At 71.5% G+C, this 21752-nt stretch carries 19 protein-coding genes; 10 read left to right on the forward strand and 9 right to left on the reverse strand.

Annotation, left to right across the window (positions count from 1 at the left end):
- Positions 1 to 13: 13 nt before the first annotated feature.
- From K8625_RS04120 to K8625_RS04130, 3 genes are all read right to left on the reverse strand, one after another.
- Complete coding sequence (locus K8625_RS04120; RefSeq protein WP_223781895.1) at positions 14 to 2956, reverse strand: CHAT domain-containing protein; 2943 nt, start codon at positions 2954 to 2956, stop codon at positions 14 to 16.
- The gene (locus K8625_RS04125; RefSeq protein ID WP_141333011.1) at positions 2953 to 3528 is read right to left on the reverse strand and encodes an RNA polymerase sigma factor; all 576 of its coding nucleotides are present in this window, start codon (positions 3526 to 3528) and stop codon (positions 2953 to 2955) included. The genes K8625_RS04120 and K8625_RS04125 overlap by 4 nt, the downstream gene beginning before the upstream one ends.
- A 192-nt stretch (positions 3529 to 3720) precedes the next feature.
- A complete protein-coding gene (locus K8625_RS04130; RefSeq protein ID WP_223781896.1) occupies positions 3721 to 4905 on the reverse strand; it encodes an alanyl-tRNA editing protein in 1185 nt (394 codons plus the stop codon).
- Between the two features lie 141 nt (positions 4906 to 5046).
- Here K8625_RS04130 and K8625_RS04135 point away from each other — a divergent pair, with 141 nt between their 5' ends.
- A complete protein-coding gene (locus K8625_RS04135) occupies positions 5047 to 5694 on the forward strand; it encodes a DsbA family protein (RefSeq protein WP_223745269.1) in 648 nt (215 codons plus the stop codon).
- A gap of 7 nt (positions 5695 to 5701) precedes the next feature.
- On the opposite strand, the gene K8625_RS04140 is transcribed toward K8625_RS04135, so the two are convergent.
- Genes K8625_RS04140 through K8625_RS04150 form a run of 3 tightly spaced genes read right to left on the reverse strand, consistent with a single transcriptional unit; the run spans position 5702 to position 8982 of the window.
- The gene (locus tag K8625_RS04140; RefSeq protein WP_223781897.1) at positions 5702 to 6934 is read right to left on the reverse strand and encodes a cytochrome P450; all 1233 of its coding nucleotides are present in this window, start codon (positions 6932 to 6934) and stop codon (positions 5702 to 5704) included.
- Positions 6935 to 6964: 30 nt separating this feature from the next.
- Complete coding sequence (locus tag K8625_RS04145) at positions 6965 to 8290, reverse strand: sensor histidine kinase (protein WP_223745271.1); 1326 nt, start codon at positions 8288 to 8290, stop codon at positions 6965 to 6967.
- Positions 8290 to 8982: a response regulator gene (locus K8625_RS04150; RefSeq protein ID WP_223781898.1), complete on the reverse strand. Its 693-nt coding sequence runs from the start codon at positions 8980 to 8982 to the stop codon at positions 8290 to 8292. Before K8625_RS04150 ends, K8625_RS04145 begins: the two co-directional genes overlap by 1 nt.
- 109 nt (positions 8983 to 9091) lie before the next feature.
- Between K8625_RS04150 and K8625_RS04155 the strand changes: the two genes are divergently transcribed.
- The 4 genes from K8625_RS04155 (at position 9092) to K8625_RS04170 (ending at position 13034) form a co-directional block, all read left to right on the forward strand.
- A complete protein-coding gene (locus K8625_RS04155; RefSeq protein WP_223781899.1) occupies positions 9092 to 10573 on the forward strand; it encodes an ABC transporter substrate-binding protein/permease in 1482 nt (493 codons plus the stop codon).
- A complete protein-coding gene (locus tag K8625_RS04160; protein ID WP_223781900.1) occupies positions 10570 to 11397 on the forward strand; it encodes an amino acid ABC transporter ATP-binding protein in 828 nt (275 codons plus the stop codon). Before K8625_RS04155 ends, K8625_RS04160 begins: the two co-directional genes overlap by 4 nt.
- A gap of 1 nt (position 11398) precedes the next feature.
- The gene (locus K8625_RS04165; RefSeq protein WP_223781901.1) at positions 11399 to 12154 is read left to right on the forward strand and encodes an alpha/beta fold hydrolase; all 756 of its coding nucleotides are present in this window, start codon (positions 11399 to 11401) and stop codon (positions 12152 to 12154) included.
- A 76-nt stretch (positions 12155 to 12230) separates the two neighbouring features.
- Positions 12231 to 13034 (forward strand): DUF459 domain-containing protein, encoded by an 804-nt coding sequence (locus K8625_RS04170; RefSeq protein ID WP_223781902.1) that lies wholly within the window; start codon positions 12231 to 12233, stop codon positions 13032 to 13034.
- Positions 13035 to 13049: 15 nt separating this feature from the next.
- Here the strand turns inward: K8625_RS04170 and K8625_RS04175 are convergent, their stop codons facing one another.
- Both K8625_RS04175 and K8625_RS04180 read right to left on the reverse strand, forming a co-directional pair.
- Positions 13050 to 13928 carry a general secretion pathway protein GspE gene (locus tag K8625_RS04175; protein ID WP_223781903.1) on the reverse strand — a complete coding sequence of 293 codons (879 nt, stop codon included), beginning with the start codon at positions 13926 to 13928 and terminating at the stop codon, positions 13050 to 13052.
- A 73-nt stretch (positions 13929 to 14001) separates the two neighbouring features.
- Positions 14002 to 14370, reverse strand: coding sequence for a Spx/MgsR family RNA polymerase-binding regulatory protein (locus K8625_RS04180; RefSeq protein ID WP_141328238.1), 369 nt, complete (start codon positions 14368 to 14370; stop codon positions 14002 to 14004).
- Between the two features lie 68 nt (positions 14371 to 14438).
- Between K8625_RS04180 and K8625_RS04185 the strand changes: the two genes are divergently transcribed.
- Complete coding sequence (locus K8625_RS04185; protein WP_223781904.1) at positions 14439 to 15704, forward strand: right-handed parallel beta-helix repeat-containing protein; 1266 nt, start codon at positions 14439 to 14441, stop codon at positions 15702 to 15704.
- A gap of 2 nt (positions 15705 to 15706) precedes the next feature.
- Here the strand turns inward: K8625_RS04185 and K8625_RS04190 are convergent, their stop codons facing one another.
- Positions 15707 to 16597, reverse strand: coding sequence for a LysR family transcriptional regulator (locus tag K8625_RS04190; protein ID WP_223745279.1), 891 nt, complete (start codon positions 16595 to 16597; stop codon positions 15707 to 15709).
- 129 nt (positions 16598 to 16726) lie between these two features.
- Between K8625_RS04190 and K8625_RS04195 the strand changes: the two genes are divergently transcribed.
- The 4 genes from K8625_RS04195 (at position 16727) to K8625_RS04210 (ending at position 21747) form a co-directional block, all read left to right on the forward strand.
- Positions 16727 to 17479, forward strand: coding sequence for an outer membrane beta-barrel protein (locus K8625_RS04195; protein ID WP_370640294.1), 753 nt, complete (start codon positions 16727 to 16729; stop codon positions 17477 to 17479).
- Between the two features lie 170 nt (positions 17480 to 17649).
- Entirely contained in the window at positions 17650 to 18936 is a 1287-nt protein-coding gene (locus tag K8625_RS04200; RefSeq protein ID WP_223745281.1) for an SBBP repeat-containing protein, read from the forward strand.
- A gap of 156 nt (positions 18937 to 19092) precedes the next feature.
- Positions 19093 to 19806 carry a ribose-5-phosphate isomerase RpiA gene (rpiA, locus tag K8625_RS04205; protein ID WP_223781905.1) on the forward strand — a complete coding sequence of 238 codons (714 nt, stop codon included), beginning with the start codon at positions 19093 to 19095 and terminating at the stop codon, positions 19804 to 19806.
- 327 nt (positions 19807 to 20133) lie between these two features.
- Positions 20134 to 21747 (forward strand): DUF1588 domain-containing protein, encoded by a 1614-nt coding sequence (locus K8625_RS04210; RefSeq protein ID WP_223745283.1) that lies wholly within the window; start codon positions 20134 to 20136, stop codon positions 21745 to 21747.
- The last annotated feature ends 5 nt before the right edge of the window (positions 21748 to 21752 follow it).

The following is a 21752-nucleotide window of genomic DNA, read 5'->3' on the forward strand; positions in this document are numbered from 1 at the left end:
TGAGACGAGGCAACTACTCGAAGAGGAGCACCTGGCGGACCCAGGCGCTTCCCCGACTGCGGAGCCAGTCCTGACGTGCATCGCGAAGGACGCGGGCCGCGGGCAGCCCCTCGCGAATGCGCGCCAGCACCGGCTCGAAGAAGTCCGACGCCTCGGCGTCGGGAATCTCCTGCGTGGCGGCGAGCACGGCCCGGGCCCCGGACTCGACGAACGCCACCGGCAGGCCGAACGTTTCATGGAAGTACGCCTTGCTGTGCGCGGCATGACACGCCGCCAGCAGCACCACGGGCCGGCCCCGCAGCCGCTCACCGTGCAGGTCCGACGCCGTCAGCGCGTAGCGGCCGCCCTGCGCCTCCGGTGACAGCACGAGCAGCGAGCCATCCGCGGCGCTCGGGTCGACGACGCCGTGCGCGTGAATCTGCACCTCCGTGGCCTCGCGCATCGCCCGCAGCACCTGCGACGGCGTGGCGGAGGCGCCTCGCAGCGTGGCCAGCGTCGCGTCGTCGTCCTCCGAGGGGCGCCAGGCGCGCAGCGAGGGCAGGTGCAGCTCCGCGGGGGCATGCACGTCCGCCACCACCAGCCGGCGCGAGGGCTGTCCGGTGGGCTCGTCGGGGGTCGCTCCGACACGGTAGGCCCAGGCGATGTCCGGCGGCAGCAGGTCCGGCTTGCCGAGCACCGGCGGCCGCGCGAGCACGTCCACGTGGGGGCAGTCGCGCAGGGCCTGTGCGAGGCGCTCGGGGACCAGCCCCTCCACGCTCTCCAGCCGCTCACGGCGCTGGGTGTCGAAGTGGCCGACCCAACGCCCCGACGCGTCGCGGGCCACCAGGGCCGTGCGCTCGTCGTCCACGGTGACGCCCAGCGCGCAGCGCTCGGGCAGGGGCAGGGCGCGCTCCTCGGCGAAGAGGGCCATGGCCCGCTCCAGCTCCTCGTGCCGGGAGGCGTCGAGGATGAGGGACGTGAAGCTGTACACGCGCGCCTTGCGGGCGTTGACGTCCGAGCCCACGAGCGGCGCCGCTTCCTCGATGGCCTGACGCAGCAGCGCCTGCCCCCGACGGCGGTCCTGCTCGACGAAGAAGCGGCCCTCGATGTGGCGCAGCATCGCGCCCTCGCCCGCGGTCTCCAGTCGGGCCGGTGAGGCTCGCAGCGCCTCCAGGCCCCGGCTCAGCACCTCGGTGTCCTCGGCGCGGCGGGCCTGCGTGTGGGCCAGGTCCGCGATGGCGAAGGCGCGCGCCAGGGAGGGTGGGTTGCCGCAGCGCGCGGCGCGGTCCAGCTGCTCCCGGGCGCCGTTGAAGTCGAGCGTGCGGTGGAAGGCGAGCGCGAGGTTGACGTAGGCCGACTCGTGGTCCGCGCAGCGCTCGGGCAGCCGCTGGATGTTCTCCTCCAGGTAGGCGCGCGCCAGCGACAGGTCTCCGTGGAAGAGGGCCACCTGGCCCAGCTCCTGGAGCAGCCGCCACTCCTTGGTCCACTCGTGCCCCGCGCGCGCCCGGGCGAGCGCGAGCAGGCCGTGCGCACGGGACTCGACGGGGCGGTGGAGCTGCCGCTCCACGAGGGCCAGGTTCCGCTCGAGCTCCAGGCAGCGGTAGTTGAAGCGCGCGCCGTCAGGACAGGTGCGCAGGGCCTCGGTCAGCCGCGTGCGCGCCTGGGGAATCTGTCCGCGCTGGATGTCGGCGCGCGCCTGGCGCTCCTCGGCGAGCAGCGCGAACCACGGGTCTCTCGTGGCCAGCGCGAGCTCGCGGTACTCACGCTCGTGCTGCCGCAGGTCCTTGGGGAAGAGCAGGGCGCCCAGGAGCAGGTCGTCCTGCCGTGCCTCGCGCAGCTTCACGAGGAAGGCGTCGAGCTGCGCCGGGGACAGCTCGTTGCGCGTCAGCCGCACGTAGTCCGCGACGAAGGGCGCGCGCGCGGAGAAGTCCGAGCGGGTCGCGCGCTGGAGGGCGTCCTCCAGGTGGGTTCCGCCGTCCACGGCGTCGAGCTGGCGGGCCAGGGGGCGCAGCGACTCGACGCGCTCGGGGGAGGTGGCGGTGCGCAGCGCATCGTAGAAGCACAGGCGGGACAGGCCGGGGTGCTGCTCCACCTGGGCCTGGGCGAGCACGGGGCCGCCGGACACCATCTGGTCGCAGTCCTGCTTGGTGCCCTTCCAGCCCTTGCGCTGGGTGTCCTCTTGACGGCGCAGGTCGGCGGCGCGCTCGGCGGCCTCCTGGCTCCAGCCCGGCTCCTGCTGCGCGGCCACCTGCTCGAAGGCCTCGGCGGCTTGCAGGGACAGGCCCAGCTTCTCGAGCGCGAGGCCGCGGTTCCACAGCGCCTGGGGATGGCCGGGCTTCGCCTTCAGCGCGCGGTCCACCAGGGCGAGGGCCTCTTCGTGGGCGCCGCGCTGGAGGGCGAGCGCCGCGCGGTCCGAGTCCAGGTCGGGGGAGGCGGGCAGCTTGTCGAGGAAGGCGGCGGCCTGGGCGGGGTCTCCGCGCAGCAGGTAGGCGGAGGCGATGCCTCGCTCGTCACCGGCCTCCTCCAGCTTCGCCAGCTCGCGCAGAGACAGCGCGCGGGGCGAATTGCCGCCGCTGCGCATCACCTCGTAGGGGCGATGGCGGTCGGCGCCCGGATGGGTGAGGCGGGCCTCGAGCGTGCGGCCCGGGTCCTGCCCCAGCCACAGCTCGGGGGAAGTGGGGGACGAGTCGGTCCGCGTCACGAGAACCCACGCCGCCAGGCCCGCGGCCAGCGCCAGCGGCACCACCATCATCCAGTTCCTGCGCCGCTTGAGCTGGGGAGGTGGGGGGACGAAGGCCAGTGTGGAGTCCCCGGGTTCGTGCAGGGCGTCGTCGGCGAGGAGCTCGAGCGCGAGCAGTTCCTTCATCCGTGTCTCGCACGCGGTGCAGCCGGTCAGGTGGTGACGGAAGTTCTCCGCGTCCGCCGGGGCCAGCTCACCGTCGATGAAGGACTCCAGTCTGTCGCACTGCTCGGTCATGGTCTGGCCCTGCCTTCACTCGAGGCGGCGCTAGGGGTCAGCAGCCCCCGCAGAGCCTGCCGCGCCTCGCTGAGCCACCGTCCCACCGTTCCCTCGGGCGCATCCAACCGCTGAGCGATGGCCCGGTATCGAAGTCCCGCCACGTGGAGCCGGTAGGCCTCCTGGAGATGGGGAGGCCGCAGCTTGTCGATGGCCCGCTGGAAGTCCTCGCGGCTGACCTGCTCCCACTGCTCCAGGGCGGCGGGTTCGCCGGAGGACTCCGTGTCCTGCACCACACGCAGCGCGGGGGCCCCCAGGACCTCGGTGCGTCTGCGACGACAATGGTCCAGGAAGCGGTTGCTCAGCGTGGTGCTGAGCCACACGCTGACGGCGCCTGGGTTCTCCGCCACCAGCCGGTCGAAGTTCCGGTAGGCGCGCTCGAGGGTCTCTTGCACCAGGTCCTCCGGGTCGATTCCACCCCCGGAGCACAGGCGTCGGGCAAGGCGAAGCAGCCCCGGTCGTCGCGAGCGTGCGAAAGCATCGAACTGGCGGTGCTGCCCGTCGTCCATCGTGGCGCGAACCCCTACACCCATCTTCTCATGTCGTTCCACCGGTGGAGCGCCCCCTCCGTACGATGTGAACGCGTCGGAGGAAATCCCTTCGGATGGAGCGAGCTGTGACGCGATGCGTTGCGGGTGGGTGCGGGTGGAAAAGACTCATGTCCAGGGAGGGGGAGGGTGATTTCCGCTCCCACGGTCCGCCCCGGAGGTGGGGTGGGGCCTGCTTCAGCCCCGCAGGGACGCCACGAGCGCCGCCCAATCCGTGCTCGCCGGAAGCCGTCCCTCGGCGTGCTCCGGGCGTCCACCCCCGCGTCCTCCCGCGGCCTCCGCCGCCCGCTTCAGGAACGCGCCGCAGCCGAACGTGGACGCACTGCCCCGCGCGATGAGCACGGCCAGCCCCTCGGGCGCGCGGCCCGCGAGGAACACCACCGCCTCCGACCGGGACGTGAGCCTCGCCGCCACGGCGCGCAGCTGCTCCGGCCCCGCGCCGTCGAGCACCGCCACCACCTGCTTGTCCGCCGACGCCTCCAGTGCCTGCGCCAGCTCCACGGCCGTGTGCTCCGCCAGCCGCGCTCGCGCCGCGCCCAACGCCTCGCGGGCCTCGGTCAGCTCACGCCGCAGCTTCTCCACCACCGTGGGCACCTCGGCCGGTCCACAGGTGAACGCCCGGCTCATCGCGCGCAGCACCCCCGCCTCCTCCCACAGCTCGCGCCGCGCACGCGGCCCCGCCGAGAAGAGGACCCGCCCCTTGCCCTTGTAGCGCTCCACGCCCAGCACCCGCACCATCCCCACCTGTCCCGTGCGCGTGCAGTGCGTCCCGCCACACGGCGACACATCGAAGTCCCCCACCTGGATGACGCGGATGTTGTCCGTCACCTTGGGCGCACGCCGCAGCGGCAGCGCCGCCAGCTCCTCCGGCGTGGGGAAGAAGGCCCGGATGGGCAGGTCCGCGTCGATGATGGCGTTGACGTGCGCCTCCGCCTTCGCCACGAGCTGCTCGTCCAGCGTGTCCTGGTCCGTGTCGATGGTGCACGTGGCCCCCAATCGCGACGACACCGTGGCCGCGCCCGCGAGGTCCAAGAGCGCCCGCGACAACATGTGCTGCCCGGTGTGCAGCGACATGTGCACGCGCCGCCGCTCCGAATCCACCACGCCCTCCAGCGCCTCACCGGGCGCGGGCAGCACGCCCTCCACCAGGTGATGCACCACCCCCGCGTCGTCCACCTGCACGTCGCGCACGGGCAGCCCCCCGAGCACGCCCTGGTCCCCCATCTGTCCACCCGCCTCCGGATAGAAGGCCGTGCGGTCCAGCACCACCGAGGGCGCGCCATTCCACGCGCCGTGGCCCACCACCCGCGCGGTGAATCGATGGAGGAAGGGGTCCGCGTAATCGAGGCGCTCGGTCGTCATGGTGCGCGGGAAATAACACGGCGCTGAAACTCCCGCGCCGCTCGCGTCACTCCTTGCGTGCGAGGGCATCGCCCCTCGTCACGCCAGGCCTCCAGGCAGGACGCCGGGCGTGCCGCATCCATCCCACTCCAGAGGTCCACCATGAAGCTCCGCGCTCCCGCCCTCCTGGCGGCCGCCGTCGTGTTCTCTTCGCTCAACCCCGCCCTCGCCGGTGACGAGCCCACCCCCGACTGCGACAAGCAGCCCAAGGCCGCCCGCGCCCAGCCCAAGCTCATCTCCGCCACCCCGCGCTCGGAGGCCCCCGCGCTGGGGCCCCGCGACGCCCAGGTGACGGTGGAGGTGTGGAGCGACTTCCAGTGTCCCTTCTGCCAGCGCGGCGCGTCCACCGTCGAGGGGCTGCGCGAGCGCTACGGCGACAAGATCCGCATCGTCTTCCGCCACATGCCGCTGCCCCGCCACGAGAACGCGAAGCTCGCCGCCGCCGCCGCCATGGCCGCCCACGAGCAGGGCAGGTTCTGGCAGATGCACGACGTGCTCTTCGACAACCAGGGCGCCCTGGACCGCGCCTCGCTGGAGAAGTACGCGAAGGCACTCGGGCTGGACCTCGCGAGCTTCAAGCGCGCGCTCGACACCAAGGCCTGGGACAATTACGTGGAGGCCGACCGCCTGGAGGCCCAGCGCCGCGGCATCGTCGGCACGCCCACCTTCTTCATCAACGGCACCGGCGTGACGGGGGCGCAGTCGCTCGACACCTTCGCCACGCACATCGACGCCGCGCTCAAGCGCTGAAACAACCTCAGGCCGGGTCCCACTCGACGAGCAGCTGCCGCGGGCCCCGGTGCAGGAAGTTGGGCAGGTAGCGGACGGCCTCGCCCGGCGCCAGTCGCAGCCCGGGCAGCCGCTTCAACAGCAGCTCCATCGCCAGCCGCACCTCCATCCGCGCCAGCGGCGCGCCGATGCAGTAGTGGATGCCCATCCCGAACCCCAGGTGCTTGCCCACGTCCGGACGGCGGAGCACCCCCTCGCCGGGCGCGTGGAACACCGTCTCGTCCCGGTTCCCCGACGCATAGAGCACCAGCAGCCGCGCGCCCTCGGGCACCTCCACGCCGCCGAGCGTCACCCGGCGGCGCGTGGTGCGCATCATCCCCTGCACCGGCGCGTCCAGCCGCAGCGTCTCCTCGATGGCCCGGGGGATGCGGCCCGGGTCGTCCCGCAGCTCGCGCAGCCGCTCCGGCGCGCGCAGCACCCACACGAGCAGGTTGCCCAGCAGGTTCGACGTCGTCTCGTGCCCGGCGAAGTGCAGCATGGAGATGAGGCTGATGAGCTCCACGTCGCTCAACGGCGGCGTGTCCTCGTACCGCGCCTCGATGAGCGCGCTGATGAGGTCATCGGTGGGCGCGCGTCGGCGCTCGGCGATGTGCTCCGCTAGGTACTTCTGGATGGAGACGAGCCCCCTGGCGCACTCCACCTGGCGCTCCACGGGCGCGTTGCCCGCGGACATCACCACCAGGTCCTCCGTCCACTGCTTCAGCCGCGTCACGTCCGAGTCCGGCAGCCCCATGATGGCGCCGACCACGCGCGCGGGCAGCGGGTAGCCCAGCGCCTCCACCAGGTCCGCCTTCCCCTCGTGGGCGAAGCCGTCCAGCAGCTCCGTCGCGATCGCGGACACCCGCGCCTCCATCGCGCTCAGTCGATGCGGCGCCAGGGCCTTGTTGACGATGACCCGCATGCGCGTGTGGTTGGGCGGGTCGTCATCCACCAGCGCGGGGACCTGGGGGTAGCCCTCCGCCAGCACCGCGAGCACCTCCGGCGCGGGCGGCACGGGGTTGCGAAAGGCGTTGGCCGACAGGAAGTCGTCCGGGTTGAGCACCACCGCCTTGATGTCCTCGTAGCGGGAGACGACCCACAGGTGCATCTGTTCGCTGAAGTGGACGGGAGACTCGTGGCGCAGGCGCTCGTAGAGCGGATACGGGTCCTCCACGTAGCGAGGCTCGAAGCGGCTGGCGAAGGCGGGCGGCGAGGAGGACATGGCGCTCTCGATGGACAGTCGCGTGCGGGCTCAGGCCGTGTCCGGATGCGACTTCGGCGGGGTGGGGACTCCGCCTGACAGTCCGGGCAGGTGCATGGCGAGCGGAGGGATGCGTGGGAGGCGGACGGTGAAGCGCGTGCCCGTCTGGGGCGAGGTCTCCACGTCGATGCGTCCCTGGTGCGAGGTGATGATGCCGTGCACCACGGCCAACCCCATGCCCGTGCCTTCACCGGCGGGCTTGGTGGTGAAGAAGGGCTGGAACAGCCGCGAGCGCACCTCGGGCGTCATGCCGTGCCCGGAGTCCTGGACGCACAGGACGGCCTCGTCGGCCTCCATGCGCGTGCTCAGGAAGATGCGTCCGCCCGAGGGCATCGCCTGCGCGGCGTTCATCAGGAGGTTGACCACCACCTGCGCCAGCTGCCCAGGACGTCCGAGCAGGCGCGGCAAGTCGCCCAGCGTCACCTCCACCTCGCAGCGCGACTGCACCTGCGTGCGGGTGATGCGCAGCGCGACGGCGATCTCCTCGTTGAGGTCGTACTCCTCCAGCGCGCCCGGGTCTCCACGCGCGAAGCGCCGCAGGTCCGCGACGATGGCCACGACGCGCCGGATGCCGTCCGCGGTGGCGGGCAGCACGTCGTCCACGTACTCCTGCAGCTCCGGCGGCAGGTTCTTGCACGCGCGCAGGTCCATGAGCAGCGCGTTCACGTTGCTCTTCACGTAGCTCATGGGGTTGTTGATTTCGTGCGCCACGCCCGCGGCCAGCATGCCCAGGCTGGACAGCCGCTCCTGCTCACGGGCGCGCCGGTGGGCCATCTCCAGCTGCTCGTGGGCCAGGGCCAGCTCGTCGTGCTGGCGCGCCAGCTCGCGCAGCGTCGAGTGCGTGAGGAAGACGCGGCCCTCGGAGAGCGCGTACGTGAGCACCGACAGCAGCACGAAGCTGGCGGCGACCTCGGGCGCGGCCCCGTCCGACAGCGCCGCGCCGGCCACCAGCACCAGCATCAACCCCAGCCGGCGCCGGGCGCCCGAGTCCGCGAAGCGGTCCACCCACAGCGCGTTGAGCGGCAGGTACAGCCACACGGGCAGCGCCCAGTCGCTCACCACGCCGTAGAACACGGTGCCCACCATGTTCAGCGTGAAGCGCGTGGCCTCGGCGGCCTGGGTGTGCCGCGAGAAGAACCCCCGCGCGAGCACCACGTTGGCCCCCGTCACCCCCGCGAAGGCCACCGTCACGACGAGGACCTCGTGCCAGCGCCCCCAGAGGCTGACGATGAGCAGACCGTGGATGAGGAGGCACGCCAGCAGGGTGAAGCGCTTGAGGCGGCTGTTCACCCAATCCGCGTCGACCTCCGGGGCCATCACGCCTCGCCCAGCCCCGGTCGAACACTCGGCGCGCTCTGGGCGCGCATGGGCAGCTCCAGGCGCAGCCGCTGCGGCCCGCCCACCTCCGCCACGAAGGACAGCCGGCCACCGAAGCGCTCCAGCAAGCCCCCCACCACCTTCAGGCTGTCGTCGGCCAGCAGGCCCGCGAAGCGCTCGATGATGGACACGGCCTGCTCGGCGGGGAACGACGGGTCCGCCACCTGGACCTTCAGGACCAGCGCGGCGTCCGTGGGGCTCACCTCCGCGCTGACACCCTGCGGCGCGGCGCGGAACGGGGCGTAGAGCTGGGCCATCGTCTCGCGGTGGCGCAGCAGGCCCGACAGGTACGTCACCAGCTCCGCGTCATCCCAGGGCTTGCTGATGAACCGGCAGATTTCGCCCTCGTTCACCGACGCCACCACCGACTTGAAGTCGGCGTAGCCGGAGATGATGAGCCGCAGCGCCAGCGGGTGGCTGCGTTTGATGCGCTGGAGCAGCTCGCTGCCCGTCATCCCCGGCATCCGGAAGTCCGTCAGGACGATGTCCGGGCTGAAGGTCTTCAGCCGCTCGAGCGCCTCTTCTCCGTTGAACGCGAGCTGGACGTCGAAACCCTCGCGCCGCAGCAGCCGCCTCAAGGCGTGCGCCACCTGCGGCTCGTCGTCCACCACCAGCACCTTGTATGCTTCCATGACGCCTTGGCTCCTCTGTCGCGACACTCTAGTACGCAGTCCCGGAGAAAGTGTCAGGACCTGAATACTGGGTCACACCTGCACCTGCTACAGAGTGGGAGTCCCTGAAATGGATGTGAGCGGTGTGTGGAGGAGGGGCGGGGCGCTGCTCGTGTTCGCGGTGGTGTTGACGTCCTGCGTCCAGCGGGAGGAGCCCGGGCTGGAGCGGGTGCGGAGGGCAGGCGAGCTTCGCTGGGGCGCGGACGCGCAGGGCGGCGAGCCGTACGCCATGGAGGACCCGGACGTGCCCGGGCGCATGCGCGGCTTCGAGGTGGAGCTGGCGGACGCGCTGGCGCGGGAGCTGGGCGTGCGCGCGCGCTTCGTGCAGAACGACTGGTCCAGCCTCATCCCCTCCCTGGAGCGGGGCTCGTTCGACGTGGCGCTCAACGGCATTGAAGTCACCCCGGCGCGCAGCGGACGCATCCTCTTCACCCGGCCGTACTTCATCTTCCAGCTGCGGCTCCTGGCCCGGCGGCAGGACGACAGCGTCACGGGGCTTTCGTCCTTGCGTGGCAGGAGGGTGGGGACGCTCGCCAACTCGCAGGCGTGGGACCTGCTCCAGCGCGAGGGCATCCAGGCGGTGCCGTACGAAGGCGTGGAGGAGCCCTACATCGACCTGGAGCAGGGGCGGGTGGACGCGGTGCTGATGGACGACCTCATCGCCCAGCGCTACGGCCAGCCGAGGCCCCAGCTGCGCGTGGTGGGCGACGTGGGCGAGGGCTACTACGCCATCGCGGTGCGGCCCGGGGACGAGGACCTGCGCGCGGCGCTGGACGTGGCGCTGGGGCACGTGGCGCGCTCGGGGGAGCTGCGGCGCATCTTCGCCCGGTGGAACATCGACAGCGCCCAGCAGCAGAAGATGGTGGAGTGGACGGACGCGCAGACGCGCGAGGTGCTGTCGCAGACGAGCACGGCGAAGCTCGGCTGGGGCCAGGGCCTGATGTTCCTCCAGGCGGCGCTGGTGACGCTGGTGGTGTCCGTGGGCGCCATGGCGCTCGCGGTGCCGCTGGGCGTGGGGCTGGCGCTGGTGCGCCTGTACGGGCCCCGGTGGCTGTCGGGGATGGCGTCCTTCTACGTGGAGGTGTTCCGTGGAACCCCGGTGCTGTTGCAACTCTATGTCCTGTACTACGGGCTCGCGGGCGTGCTGCGGCTGGACGCGCTGAGCGCGGCGGTGCTGGGGTTGGGGCTGAACTACGCGGCCTACGAGGCGGAGGTGTACCGGGCGGGGGTGCTGGCGGTGCCCCGGGGGCAGATGGAGGCGGCGCTGGCGCTGGGCATGTCCACGCCGCTGGCGCTGCGCCGGGTGGTGTTCCCGCAGGCCTTCCGGGTGGCGCTGCCGAGCGTCACCAACGACTTCATCGCGCTGCTCAAGGACAGTTCGCTGGTGTCCGTCATCTCCGTCGTGGAGCTCACCAAGCGGATGACGATTACCGCGGTGGATGTTCGCAGTTGGTTGTTGCCCGGGGCGCTGTGCGCGGCGCTCTACCTGGCGATGAGCTACCCTCTGTCCCTCCTGGCGAGGCGGTTGGAAGCGAGGTTGGCGCGCGGATGATTGAAGTGAAGGACCTGTGCAAGCGGTACGAGGGGCGCATGGTGCTGGACGGCATCAGCGCGGCCTTCGCGCCGGGTGAGGTGGTGGCGCTGGTGGGCCCCTCGGGCGGCGGCAAGAGCACGCTCTTGCGGTGCCTGAACGGGCTGGAGCCCTTCGACGCGGGCAGCATCCGGGTGGGGGACGACGTGCTCGGCCCCAGTGCGTCGCGAGCGAGCGGCGCCGCCGTCTCCAACATCCGCCGCCGCGTGGGCTTCGTCTTCCAGCAGTGGCACCTGTTCGCGCACCGCACCGCGCTGGGCAACGTCATCGAGGCGCCCCGGCACGTGCGGGGCCTGGACGCGAGGAGCGCCACGGAGCTGGGACGCGCGCTGCTCGCGAAGGTCGGCCTGTCCCACCGCGAGGAGGCCTACCCGTCCGAGCTGTCCGGCGGTGAGCAGCAGCGGGTGGCCATCGCCCGCGCGCTCGCGATGGAGCCCGAGGCGCTGCTCCTGGACGAGCCCACCAGCGCGTTGGACCCGGAGCGCGTGGGCGAGCTGGTGGCGCTGTTGTCGCGGCTTCGCGAGGACGGGCTCACGCTGGTGGCGGTGACGCACGAGATGCGCTTCGCGCGCGAGCTGGCCTCGCGCGTCCTGGTGCTGCACGGCGGGCGCATCCTGGAGGAGGGCCCTCCCGCGCAGGTGCTGGAGCGGCCCCGACATGAGCGCACCCGGACCTTCCTGGGGCTGGCGCGGGAGCAGCCCGCCCCGGAGCCGGAGGTGTCCACGCTGGAGGCGGGCAGAAGCGGCGTCGTCACGCTGTTCCCCGCCGCGACCGCGAGGGAATGAGATGCGCTCGGACGTGCAGCTGACGGAGGTGGGACAAGGCGAGGGGCCGAGGGTGCTCCTGCTGCCCGGCCTGGGGGCGAGAGGCTCCGGCTTCCGCGCGCTCGCCCAGGCGCTGTCACCCCTCTGTCGTCCCGTCCTCGTCGAGTATCCGGAAGGAGCGCATGCGGCGGTGGGCGCGGGCGCGCTCGCGCGACAGGTGGCGCACGCGGCGGGCCCGGTGGACGCGGTGGTGGCCAGCTCCTTCGGTGGGATGGTGGCCGCGCACCTGGCGGCGGCGGGCGTCGCTCGCGGCGTGGCCTTCCTGGGCGCCTTCACGCGCACCACCCACCTGGGGGTGCGTGGCTTGCTCATCGGGATGATGGGCCCCATCGCCGTGTGGGCACGGCCCGGCGTGGTCGCCGCGGGGCTGGCCGCGTGGAAGCCGGTTCCCTTCGGGCAGGTGGCGGAGGTGGTCCCCACGACGGTGGTGGAGCGCGGCACCACGTGGCATCGCGCGCTCGCCATCCAACGCGAGGCCCACCCGCCCGAGCTGCGACGGCTGGACGTCTCCTGCCTCTGCATCCAGGGGGACAGGGACGTGCTGGTGCCCCCCTCCACCGTGGAGCGACTGCTGCAATCGCTTCCGCCAGGGACGCCGCACCACATGCTGAAGGGGGCGGGGCATGTGCCCTACTTCACCCACCCGGAGGCCTGCGCGGAGCTGCTGGCGCCGTGGCTCGCGAGGTTGACGTCCACCCCGAAGGTGTCGGCGGCGTGAGTCGGGCGGTGGGCCCCGGGAGGCGTCGTGAAAGGGAGTGTACCTGACGGCGGTGTGCCGCTAGCGTGCGGCCCGAATGCGGAAGCGCTTCACGGGTTGGTTCGTCGTCCTCGTCGTGTTCTCCACCGGGCTCTCCTGGGCTGCTCCCTCCGGACCGGATGCGGGCCCCGCGTCCGAGGCCGTGCTCGCGGCGCCAGCGTCGCCTGCTGACGCGGCGGCTCCCGCGGCCAAGCGTCCGCGCTCCGTGCTGCTGCTCGGTGACAGCCTCATCGCCACGGGCTTCGGGGACTACCTGCTCGCCCGGCTGGAGGCGCATCCGACGATTCGCGCGTCGCGCCGCGCCCGCTCCTCCACGGGGCTGGCCCGACCGGACTTCTTCGACTGGATGGCCGTGGGCGAGGAGGAGGTGAAGCGCCACCAGCCGGACGTGGTGGTGGTCATCCTCGGGGGCAACGATGGCCAGTCCCTGCTGGAGCGTGATGGCAAGAAGCCCGTCCACTGGGGCAAGCCCGAGTGGGAGGACGCGTACCGTCAGCGCATCGACTCCTTCGCGAGCGTGCTCGCCGCGCCGGGACGGAAGATCATCTGGCTGGAGCTGCCGGCGACGGGGCTCAAGCGCTTCGAGCAGAAGCTGGGCCTCATCCGGGGCCTCCAGCGCGAGGTCATCGGCTCCCGCGCGGACGCGCGCTACGTCGACACGCGCCCGTACTTCACGGACGCCAAGGGCAAGGCCCTGCTCCAGGCGCGCGTCGAGGGCTTCAGGAAGCCGATGAAGCTGCGCATGAGCGACGGCGTGCACTTCACCATCGCGGGCGGGCGCTACTTCGCGAGCAAGGTGTACCCCGAGGTGCTCGACGCGCTGGGCCTGCTCCAGGGGTAGCGCGCCGAACCCTCGTCAGTGCGAGTGGTGTGACGAGCCGGACTCACCGGAGATGGAGGAGCCTCCGCCGGGAATCAGCCGGCGCACCGCGCGCAGGAGCAGCTGCTCGTCGCGGGGATTGGCGAGGAAGCCCCGCGCGCCGAGCTTCCGCGCCCGCTCGAAGCCCTCGTCGTCCGACGTGCCGTGGACGATGAGCGCGCCCTCGATGTGGACCTCGTCGGCCAACAGTCCCTCCATGGCCTGCAGGGGCGCGAGCACCACGTCGTTGGCGCTGGTGTGGAGGACCTCCAGTGGGGTCGCGACCCGGGCCTGGAAGCCGCTGCGCGCCAGCTGCCGCGAGATGAGCACGGCGGTGACGGGAGGCCAGCCGTAGAGCAGCAGGTGCCCACCGGGGGCGGGCGCGGGCGTGGCGGCGGGCTCGGCGGGCTCCTCGAAGCCGTACAGCTCGGAGAGCGCGCGGGTGATGGCGGGGTCGGAGGCCACGTAGGTCTCGACGCGCGGCTTGCCGGTGACGGCGCGCACGGCGTCCACGGCCTCCAGCGACACGGGGGCGGGCAGGGCGATGTGGAGCACCTCGCGCTCGCCCTGCTCCATGGGCACCAGCTCCACGCGCAGGGGCACCGCGCGATACTGCCGGGCGATGCGCGCGGGCAGCAGGTCCGCCATGCCGCGCTCGGGAGGTTGCAGGTCCAGGTCCACCGCGCCCACGCCGAGCTGCGCCGACAGGCCGCGCAGCACGTCCGCCTCGGTGCACACGCCCTCGCGCACCAGCGCGCGTCCCAGGGGGACATGCGTCTCGTGGTGGTGGACCAGCCCCACCCGGAGCTGGGCGCGGTTGAGCACCCCCATCTCCAGGAGGATTTCTCCGAGCGGACGCCTGGTGCTGGATTCCATGGAGAGGAATCTTCACGCGCGGCCGCGCTTCGCGAGGGACGGGCGCACGTCCGCCCGCCCGGCTGCTCGGCCCTCAGCCTCGCTGGGAGAACACGCGCTCCCAGGCCTCCTCCTGGAAGCCCACCAGAACCGCCGAGGGTGTGACGAGCACCGGCCGCTTCACCAGCTTGCCATCGGCGGCGAGCCAGGCCCGCACGTCCGCCTCGCTCGCCGCGTCCACCTTCGCCTTGCCGAGCGCCCGGTAGCTCAGGCCGCTGGTGTTGAGCCACTTGCGCACGGGCAGGCCGCTCTTCGCAATCCACGCGTCCAGCTCGGCGAGGGTGGGGGGCTCGTCCACGATGGGGCGCACGCGAGGGGAGAGGCCCTTCGCCTCCAGCCACTTCAGCGCCTTCTTGCAGGTGGAACAGCCCGAATAGGAGAGCACGAGGAGGTCGTTCGCCATGGCGCGGGCTTCTATCAGCCCGGGCGCGGTTTGCGGCGCGCCTCGGCGCCGTGCTAGCGCGCGAAGCCATGCACCTGTCCGCCTCCGAGTCCGTGAAGCGCCTCTTGTGGGCCGTGGTCCTGGGGTTGTCCTTCACCGCGTGTTCCTCCACGCCCGAGAAGCCCGGCGTGGTGCCCGGCGGTGAGGACGGAGGGACTCCGGGTGGCGGTGACGGAGGGCCCGTCATCGTGGTCCCTGAAGACGGCGGCACCGTGGTGACGGGGACCCTGGCGGGCACGCTCACCGAGGCGGGCTCTCCCTACCGCGTCGTCGGGGACGCAGAGGGCGTCGTCACCATCCCCAAGGGCCAGGTGCTCACGGTGGAGCCGGGCGTCATCCTCGACTTCATGGGTCGCCCCGACGTCACGCAAGCCGACGTGGACCCCGGCGCGGCCGACAGCGTGATGAACCACCACGAGGGCCGCGTGGAGGTGCGCGTGTACGGCGGCATCCAGGTGCGCGGCACGGCGGACAAGCCCGTGCTCTTCACCTCCACCAATCCCCACGGCTGGTGGGGGATGAACTTCTTCGGAGACGGCTCGGTGGGCGACGGCGACCCCGTCTTCGAGCACATGGTCTTCGAGAAGGTGAAGAAGAACGACTACAACGGCAACCGCGACCGGACGCGCGGCGCGCTGTGGGCCTACTACCCGGGGCCGGTGACGATTCGCCACGCGGTGTTCCGCGACAACGAGGTGTCCGCCAAGTGCGGCGCGCTGGATTTGATGTTCACCGTGGGCTCGCGCGTGGAGGACTCCCTCTTCGAGAACAACCGCACCCGGGACGTGGACCGCTTCGCGCAGGACGGCACGTCCTCCATGGCGGGCGGCGGGGCGATGTGCGTGACGCACGGGCGTGACTCGGTGGTGCGCGGCAACACCTTCCGTGACAACGTCCTGGAGGCCTACCGGGGCGCCACCGACAGCTCGCTCGCGCAGCGCCCGCTGCTCGCGTGGCCCAACGCGCAGGGCATCTACGACCTGGGCGGCGGCGGGGCACTGCACTACTTCCAGCCGAACAACGACCTGGTGGAGGGCAACGTCTTCGTGGGGAACACCGTGACGCGCGGACCGGCGGCGGCCGTCTACCTGGAGGACGTGGGCACGCGCGGGCTCACCCTGCGCGGCAACCGGTTCGTCGGCAACCGCGCGGGCGCGGGCGCGGTGGTGGTGTGCAACCGCGGCAGCGGCGGCGTGGAGCTGGTGGTGACGGACGACAACGTCTTCAGCGACAACATGGTGGACGGCCGCGCGGCGACGAACGTGTCGGGCGACTGCACCACGGCGACGAAGTAGCGCTACTGCGGCGGCTCGGTGCCGGTGAGCGCCTTCACCACGCGGCGCGCGGCGCGGCCCAGCCTCACGCCCGCGCGGTGGTGGAGCTTGGGGAGGAAGGCGTGCGTGGAGCCGCTCGCGGGCTTGAGCAGCTTGAGCTCTCCGCGCCGCAGCTCCTTCGACGCGAGGTGCTCGGGCAGCCACCCGTAGCCCAGGCCCTCCAGGATGGCCGCCTTCTTCGCCGCGAAGTCGTTGAGGTGCACCGTGGAGCGCAGCTCCAGCGACACCGTGCTCAACTGCAGCCGGGGGTCCGAGCCACGCACCGTGAGCAGCAGGTGCTCGGACAGCTCTTCCTCACTGATGACGCCGCGACGCCGCCTCGCCAGCGGATGGGAGCGGTGGGCCACGAGCATCGCCTCCAGCTCCGGCAACGCGTAGCTCTTCAGCCCCGGCAGCGCGGGCGGCAGCACCGACACCATGAGGTCCGCGTCGTCCCGCGTGAAGGCCGCCTCCACGCCCGCGAGGAACTCCGACGACACGTGGAAGCGCGTGCCCGCGCCCTCCGCCCTCAGCGCCTTCACTACGCGTAACAGCGGCTCGGCCGGGAAGACGCCGTCGAAGACGATTCGCAACGTGGGCTCCCACCCCGCGCGTATCTCCGCACATGTCGCCTCGAGGTCGCGCTCAACTGCCAACAACTTGCGGCAGTGCTCCAGCACCCGCTCGCCCGCGGCCGTCAACCGGGTGCGGTAGCCCCGCCGGTCCAACAGCTCCAGCTCCGTCTGTCCCTCGAGCGTCCGCAGGGTGTAGAGCACCGCCGTGTGCCCTTTTCCGAGCGCCTGGGCCGCCGCCGCGAAGGTGCCGTGTCGTGCCAATGCGTCCAGTGCCCGGGCCTGTTCGAGGGTGACGTTCATGCCCCGCATTGTGCACGTCCCTGACAGTCATCGCTGACCCACCGTCACAACTGTCACCCTGACGCAACGCGGCTTACTTGTGAGATGCGGCTTGTTCTAGATTCAACGCTCCACTCGACGGAGGGGTTTATGACGGGAAGGCTGAGTTGGGCCCTGGCGGCAGCGGTTGCACTGGGTTCGGCGGGCGCGAGCGCGCAGGAAGTCGCGACGTACAGTGCGCCGACAGGTTTGGAAGTCACCGTCGGACTCGGGTTCCAGGCAGGCGTGGGGTATGTCTACAAGAATGGTCTGCGGCTGAATCAGACCATCGGTGATGTGAAGCTCAGCGACGCGGCCAACGGCGCGGTGCCCGTGGTGGCGGAGGTGGGCTACCGGGTGACGCCGAACTGGTTCATCGGCGCCTACGGCAGCTACACGCACATCTTGACCAAGGAGAATCCGTACTCCTGCTTCGAGGGTTGGGAGTGCGCCGCCTCGCAGCTTCGCTTCGGTCCGCAGGTCCAGTATCACTTCTCGCCCACGGCCTCGTTCGACCCGTTCGTCGGACTGGGCTTCGGCATGGTCATCCTGCGCAACGAGAACTCCGGCCCCACGCAGGTGCAGGGACCGCAGGGCCCGCTCGCGGCGAACCTGAAGCTGAAGAGCAGCACGCGGGGCCCCGAGTTCGCCAACGTCACGGTGGGTGGCAAGTGGCGCTTGGGTCACTCCCTGTCGTTCGGCCCGTTCCTGACGGCGACCGTCGGGCGCTACACGACGCGCTCGGGCGACACCACGCTGACGCTGCCCTCGCCGCTGCCCACCACCACGTCGCCGCTCGGCTACGCGGACGACGGCCCGTACGGGTCGGTCATGCTGGGTGTCCGAGGCAGCTGGAACATCTGAGCTTGTGAAGTGGGGGGCACGCGTCGGCGCGCCCCCGCAAGGACGCGGAGTGCACAACGCTCCGCGTCGCACCTTTCGGACAGGAGGTGCGGAGTCCTTTGCGAGATGCGCCAGGGCCTTCCCCCGCGCCAGAGTACGGGGCGGAACCTTCATCTCGAGAGGAGTCGCCCATGGTTCGGAAGTGGTGGTGTGGCGCAGGTGCGGTCGCGAGCGCGGTGGCCATCCTGGGAGCACCGCTGGCGAGTGCGCAGGCCCTGAACGCACCCGTCTGGCAACGACAGCTCGGAAGCGCCGCGGATGAGCAGGCGCTGGCCGTGGCCTCGGTCGGTGACGCCGTCTATGTCGCGGGGCACACCGGCGGGCAGTTCGGCGAAGCGCCGGCGGCGGGCGGACAGGACGTGTTCGTCGTGAAGCAGGGCACGGACGGCAAGGTGCACTGGGTGCATCAGGTGGGCACGGCGATGAATGACCGGGCGCTCGCGGTGACGGCGGACGCGGCGGGCAACGTCTATGTCGCCGGCTACACCTGGGGCAGCTTCCTGCCGTACGTGAACAAGGGCGGCACGGACTTCTTCGTGCTGAAGCTCAGCGCGTCGGGCGTGCTCCAGTGGGTATGGCAGGACGGCACGCAGACGGATGACTTCGCCACGGGCCTGGCCGTCACGCGCACGTCGGGACAGGACGGCCTCTTCCTCGCGGGCTATTCGCTGGGCCGCATCGACGGCACGCCGACGCCGGGCAACTACGACGTGGTGGTGGCGAAGCTCGACACCGGGGGCAATCCGTACTGGATGCGCCAGTTCGGCAGCTCGCGCGGCGACGTGGCCCTGGGCGTGGCGGTGAGCTCGCGCGAGGAGATCTACCTGGCCGGCTACACGCAGGGCAGCCTCGACGGCGTCACGTCCACGAACAACACGGTGGACCTGTTCCTGGCGAAGTACGACGTGGCGGGGAACCAGGCGTGGGTGCGGCAGCTCGGCTCGAACAGTGACGACTACGCCACGGGGGTCGCCGTGGATGCGTCCGGCGCGGCCTACGTCTCCGGCTACACCTTCGGCGCGCTCGACGGGAATGTCCGCGTGGGCACCTACGACGCGGTGCTGGTGAAATACGACGAGGCGGGCGACAAGCAGTGGACGCGGCAGCTGGGCACCACCACGACGGACTACGCACAGGGCGTGGCGGTGGGGGCTGACGGTCGCGTGCACCTGGTGGGGCACACGTCGGGCGCGCTGGACGGCAACGTCGTGCTGGGTGGCAGCGACGTGTTCGTCAGCTCGTACGACACCGCGGGCAAGCCCCTGGGCACGCGGCAGGTGGGCTCGAGCGCCTCCGACCGGGGCCAGGCGGTGACGGTGGGCGCCGACGGCGGCGTGTACGTCGTGGGCTACTCCTGGGGCAGCCTGCCCGGGAACGTCAACGCGGGCGGCTTCGACGCCACCGTGTTCCGCTTCTAGCCCCATCCGTTCACCACCCGCCAGGTGAGCGCTCGGTGCGGGCCCGTGCGGGCTGCCTCCCACCCTGTCCCCGTGCGGGGTGGGAAGCAGGTTGTCCCTGATGGGCGCGAGGGGGGCGTTGTACGTTTCTCTCGCGAGGTGAGGAAGGAGCGGGTGATGGCGGACGACGCGGCCGAGCAGACGGCGCGCTACAAGCGCGAGGCGGCGGAGGCGGCGGTGGAGCGCTTCTTCCGTGCGGGCATGCGGGTGGGCCTGGGCACGGGCAGCACCGCGGCCTTCGTGGTGCGCGCGCTGGCGGCGCGGCGTGAGCGCGGGCTGCTGCTCGATGTGCTCGGCGTCCCCACCTCGCTCGCCACCGAGGCGCTCGCGCGGGAGCTGCGGGTGCCGCTCACCACGCTGGACGCGCAGCCGGTGCTGGACGTCACCCTCGACGGCGCGGACGAGGTCGCTCCGGAGCTGTCCGTCATCAAGGGCGGCGGCGGGGCGCTGCTGCGCGAGAAGATTGTCGCGCAGGCCAGCCGCCGTTTCGTCATCGTCGCGGACGTGGCGAAGCTGTCACCGAGGCTCGGCACGCACTGGCCCGTGCCGGTGGAGGTGCTGCCCTTCGGCTGGCGCTCGCAGCAGTTGTTCCTGGAGTCGCTCGGCGCGCGCGTGACACCGCGCACTCGCGCGGATGGCAGCCCCTTCCACACGGACCAGGGCAACCTCGTGCTCGACTGCGCCTTCGGTCCCATCGACACGCCCGCGTCACTCGCCGCGCGCCTGGACTCGCGCGCGGGCGTCGTGGGGCACGGCCTGTTCCTCAACCTCGTCACGGACCTCGTCGTCGCGGGCTCCTCGGGCGTCGAGCACCGCGTGCGTCCAGGTTGAGTCAATCCCTGTCGCCCGCGCGCGGCGTGCTCGTCCGCTCGGAGCACGAGCCACCCGGTGCGCCGCGTGTGGGTGGTCAGGTGTCGCGTGGGTCCACTCCCACTCCATGCACGCAGGCTTTGCGCGTGTGGAGCGCGATGTGGACGTAGGCCACTGTCGGGCGAGCGGGAGTGTTTCTCGCAGGCTTGGAAGAGCGTGGAGCGCGGCCCTCACTGAACTCACCAAAAAGTCCGGAGGACGCGACAGGGCGCGCGGTTAGACTCCGCTGCGTTCCGGCGCTTCAAGAGGGGGTTTCCAGGGGCTGCTGGCTCAGAGGGTGCCTTTCGTATGCGAATCATCCGTTACTGCCTCCCCGCGGCGCTGTTGTTGGTGACCGCCTCCTGCTCAGGCAACTCATCCGGCGGAGACCCTCCAGAGGTCACGGAGGCAGCCCCCGCGCGCGTGCGCCGCATCACCCGCGCCGAGTACGACAACAGCGTCTACTCCATCGTGAAGAACCCCTCGCCGGTGCCCATGGCGCAGCTGTTCGCGCCCGAGGACACGCTGTTGGGCTTCACCACGCATGACCGGTTGCAGGTCACGCCGCTGCTCGCGGACCAGCTCGACAGCGCGGCGGAGCGCAACTGGGGGCCCGTCGCCGCCAACAACCTGGCCAGCGAGTACGAGTGCGCCGCGGGGAAGGACGAGGAGGACTGCGCCCGCGCGTTCATCCGCGCGCTGGGAGCCCGCGCCTTCCGGCGCCCCGTGGTGGCCGAGGAGGAGACGGACCTGCTCGAGCTGTGGAAGGCGGTCCGCAAGGACACGAGCCCCAAGGCCGCGGCCGAGTACGTCATCCAGGCCGTGCTGACGTCGGCGTCCTTCCTGTACCGCACGGAGCTGGGTGAGTCCGGCGCGCCCGCCAATCAAGTCGTGTGGCTGACGCAGCAGGAGATCGCCTCCGCGATTTCGTTCGCCATCACCGGCTCGCCGCCGGACGTGGAGCTGACGGCCGCCGCCGCCGCGGGCGTGCTCAAGTCCGCGGACGTGCGCGAGTCGCACGCGCGCCGCCTGCTGAAGACGAAGCAGTCCCAGCAGTACCTGCAGCGCTTCATCATCGAGTGGCTGGGCCTGTCCGGCCTGGAGAGCCTGAACAAGAACAACCAGGTGTTCCCGGACTTCAGCGTGGCGTTCAAGGACTCCAGCCGCCGGGAGACCTTGACGTTCATCGACCACGTGCTCGCCAACGAGGAGGCGTCCATCAAGACGCTGCTCGGCGCCGACTACACGTTCGCGGACGGGCGCATGTCGCTGTTCTACGGCACGACGCTGACGCCGGATGGCACCATCGGCCGCGTGCCGCTGCCGGCCAACCGCGTGGGCATCCTCACGCACGCCAGCGTGCTGACGACGTACGCGCTGTTCGACTCCAGCTCGCCCATCCGCCGCGGCAAGTTCGTCCTCACGCGCCTTTTGTGCCGCGAGGTGCCGCCGCCGCCGCCGTCCATCATCATCATCCCGCCCGCGGTGGACCCCACCGCCACGACGCGCGCCCGCTTCGCCGCGCACACCAACAACCCGGCCTGCGCGGGCTGCCACCGCGACCTGGACCCCATCGGCTTCGGCATGGAGGACTACGACGGGCTGGGCAAGTACCGCACGGAGGAGAACGGTCTGCCGGTGGACGCGAATGGTTCGGTCGTCACGGAGGACGGGACGCACCCGTTCACCGGCGGCGCCGCGCTCGCGCGCTTCCTGTCGGAGAGCCCGGACGTGGCCAACTGCGTGCCGCTGCAGTTGTTCCGCTACGTCATGGGCCGCGACGAGGACACCGTCGATGCCAGGACGCTGGAGGACATGCGCAGGAGCTTCCGCGCGGACCCGAAGCTGAAGCTGGGCGACGCGCTCGTGGCGCTCGTCCGCTCCCCCTATTTCGTCCACCGGCGCACCACTTCCCCCGAGTAGCCACC

The sequence above is a fragment of the Myxococcus sp. AS-1-15 genome, from assembly GCF_020037055.1.
Lineage (GTDB): Bacteria > Myxococcota > Myxococcia > Myxococcales > Myxococcaceae > Myxococcus > Myxococcus fulvus.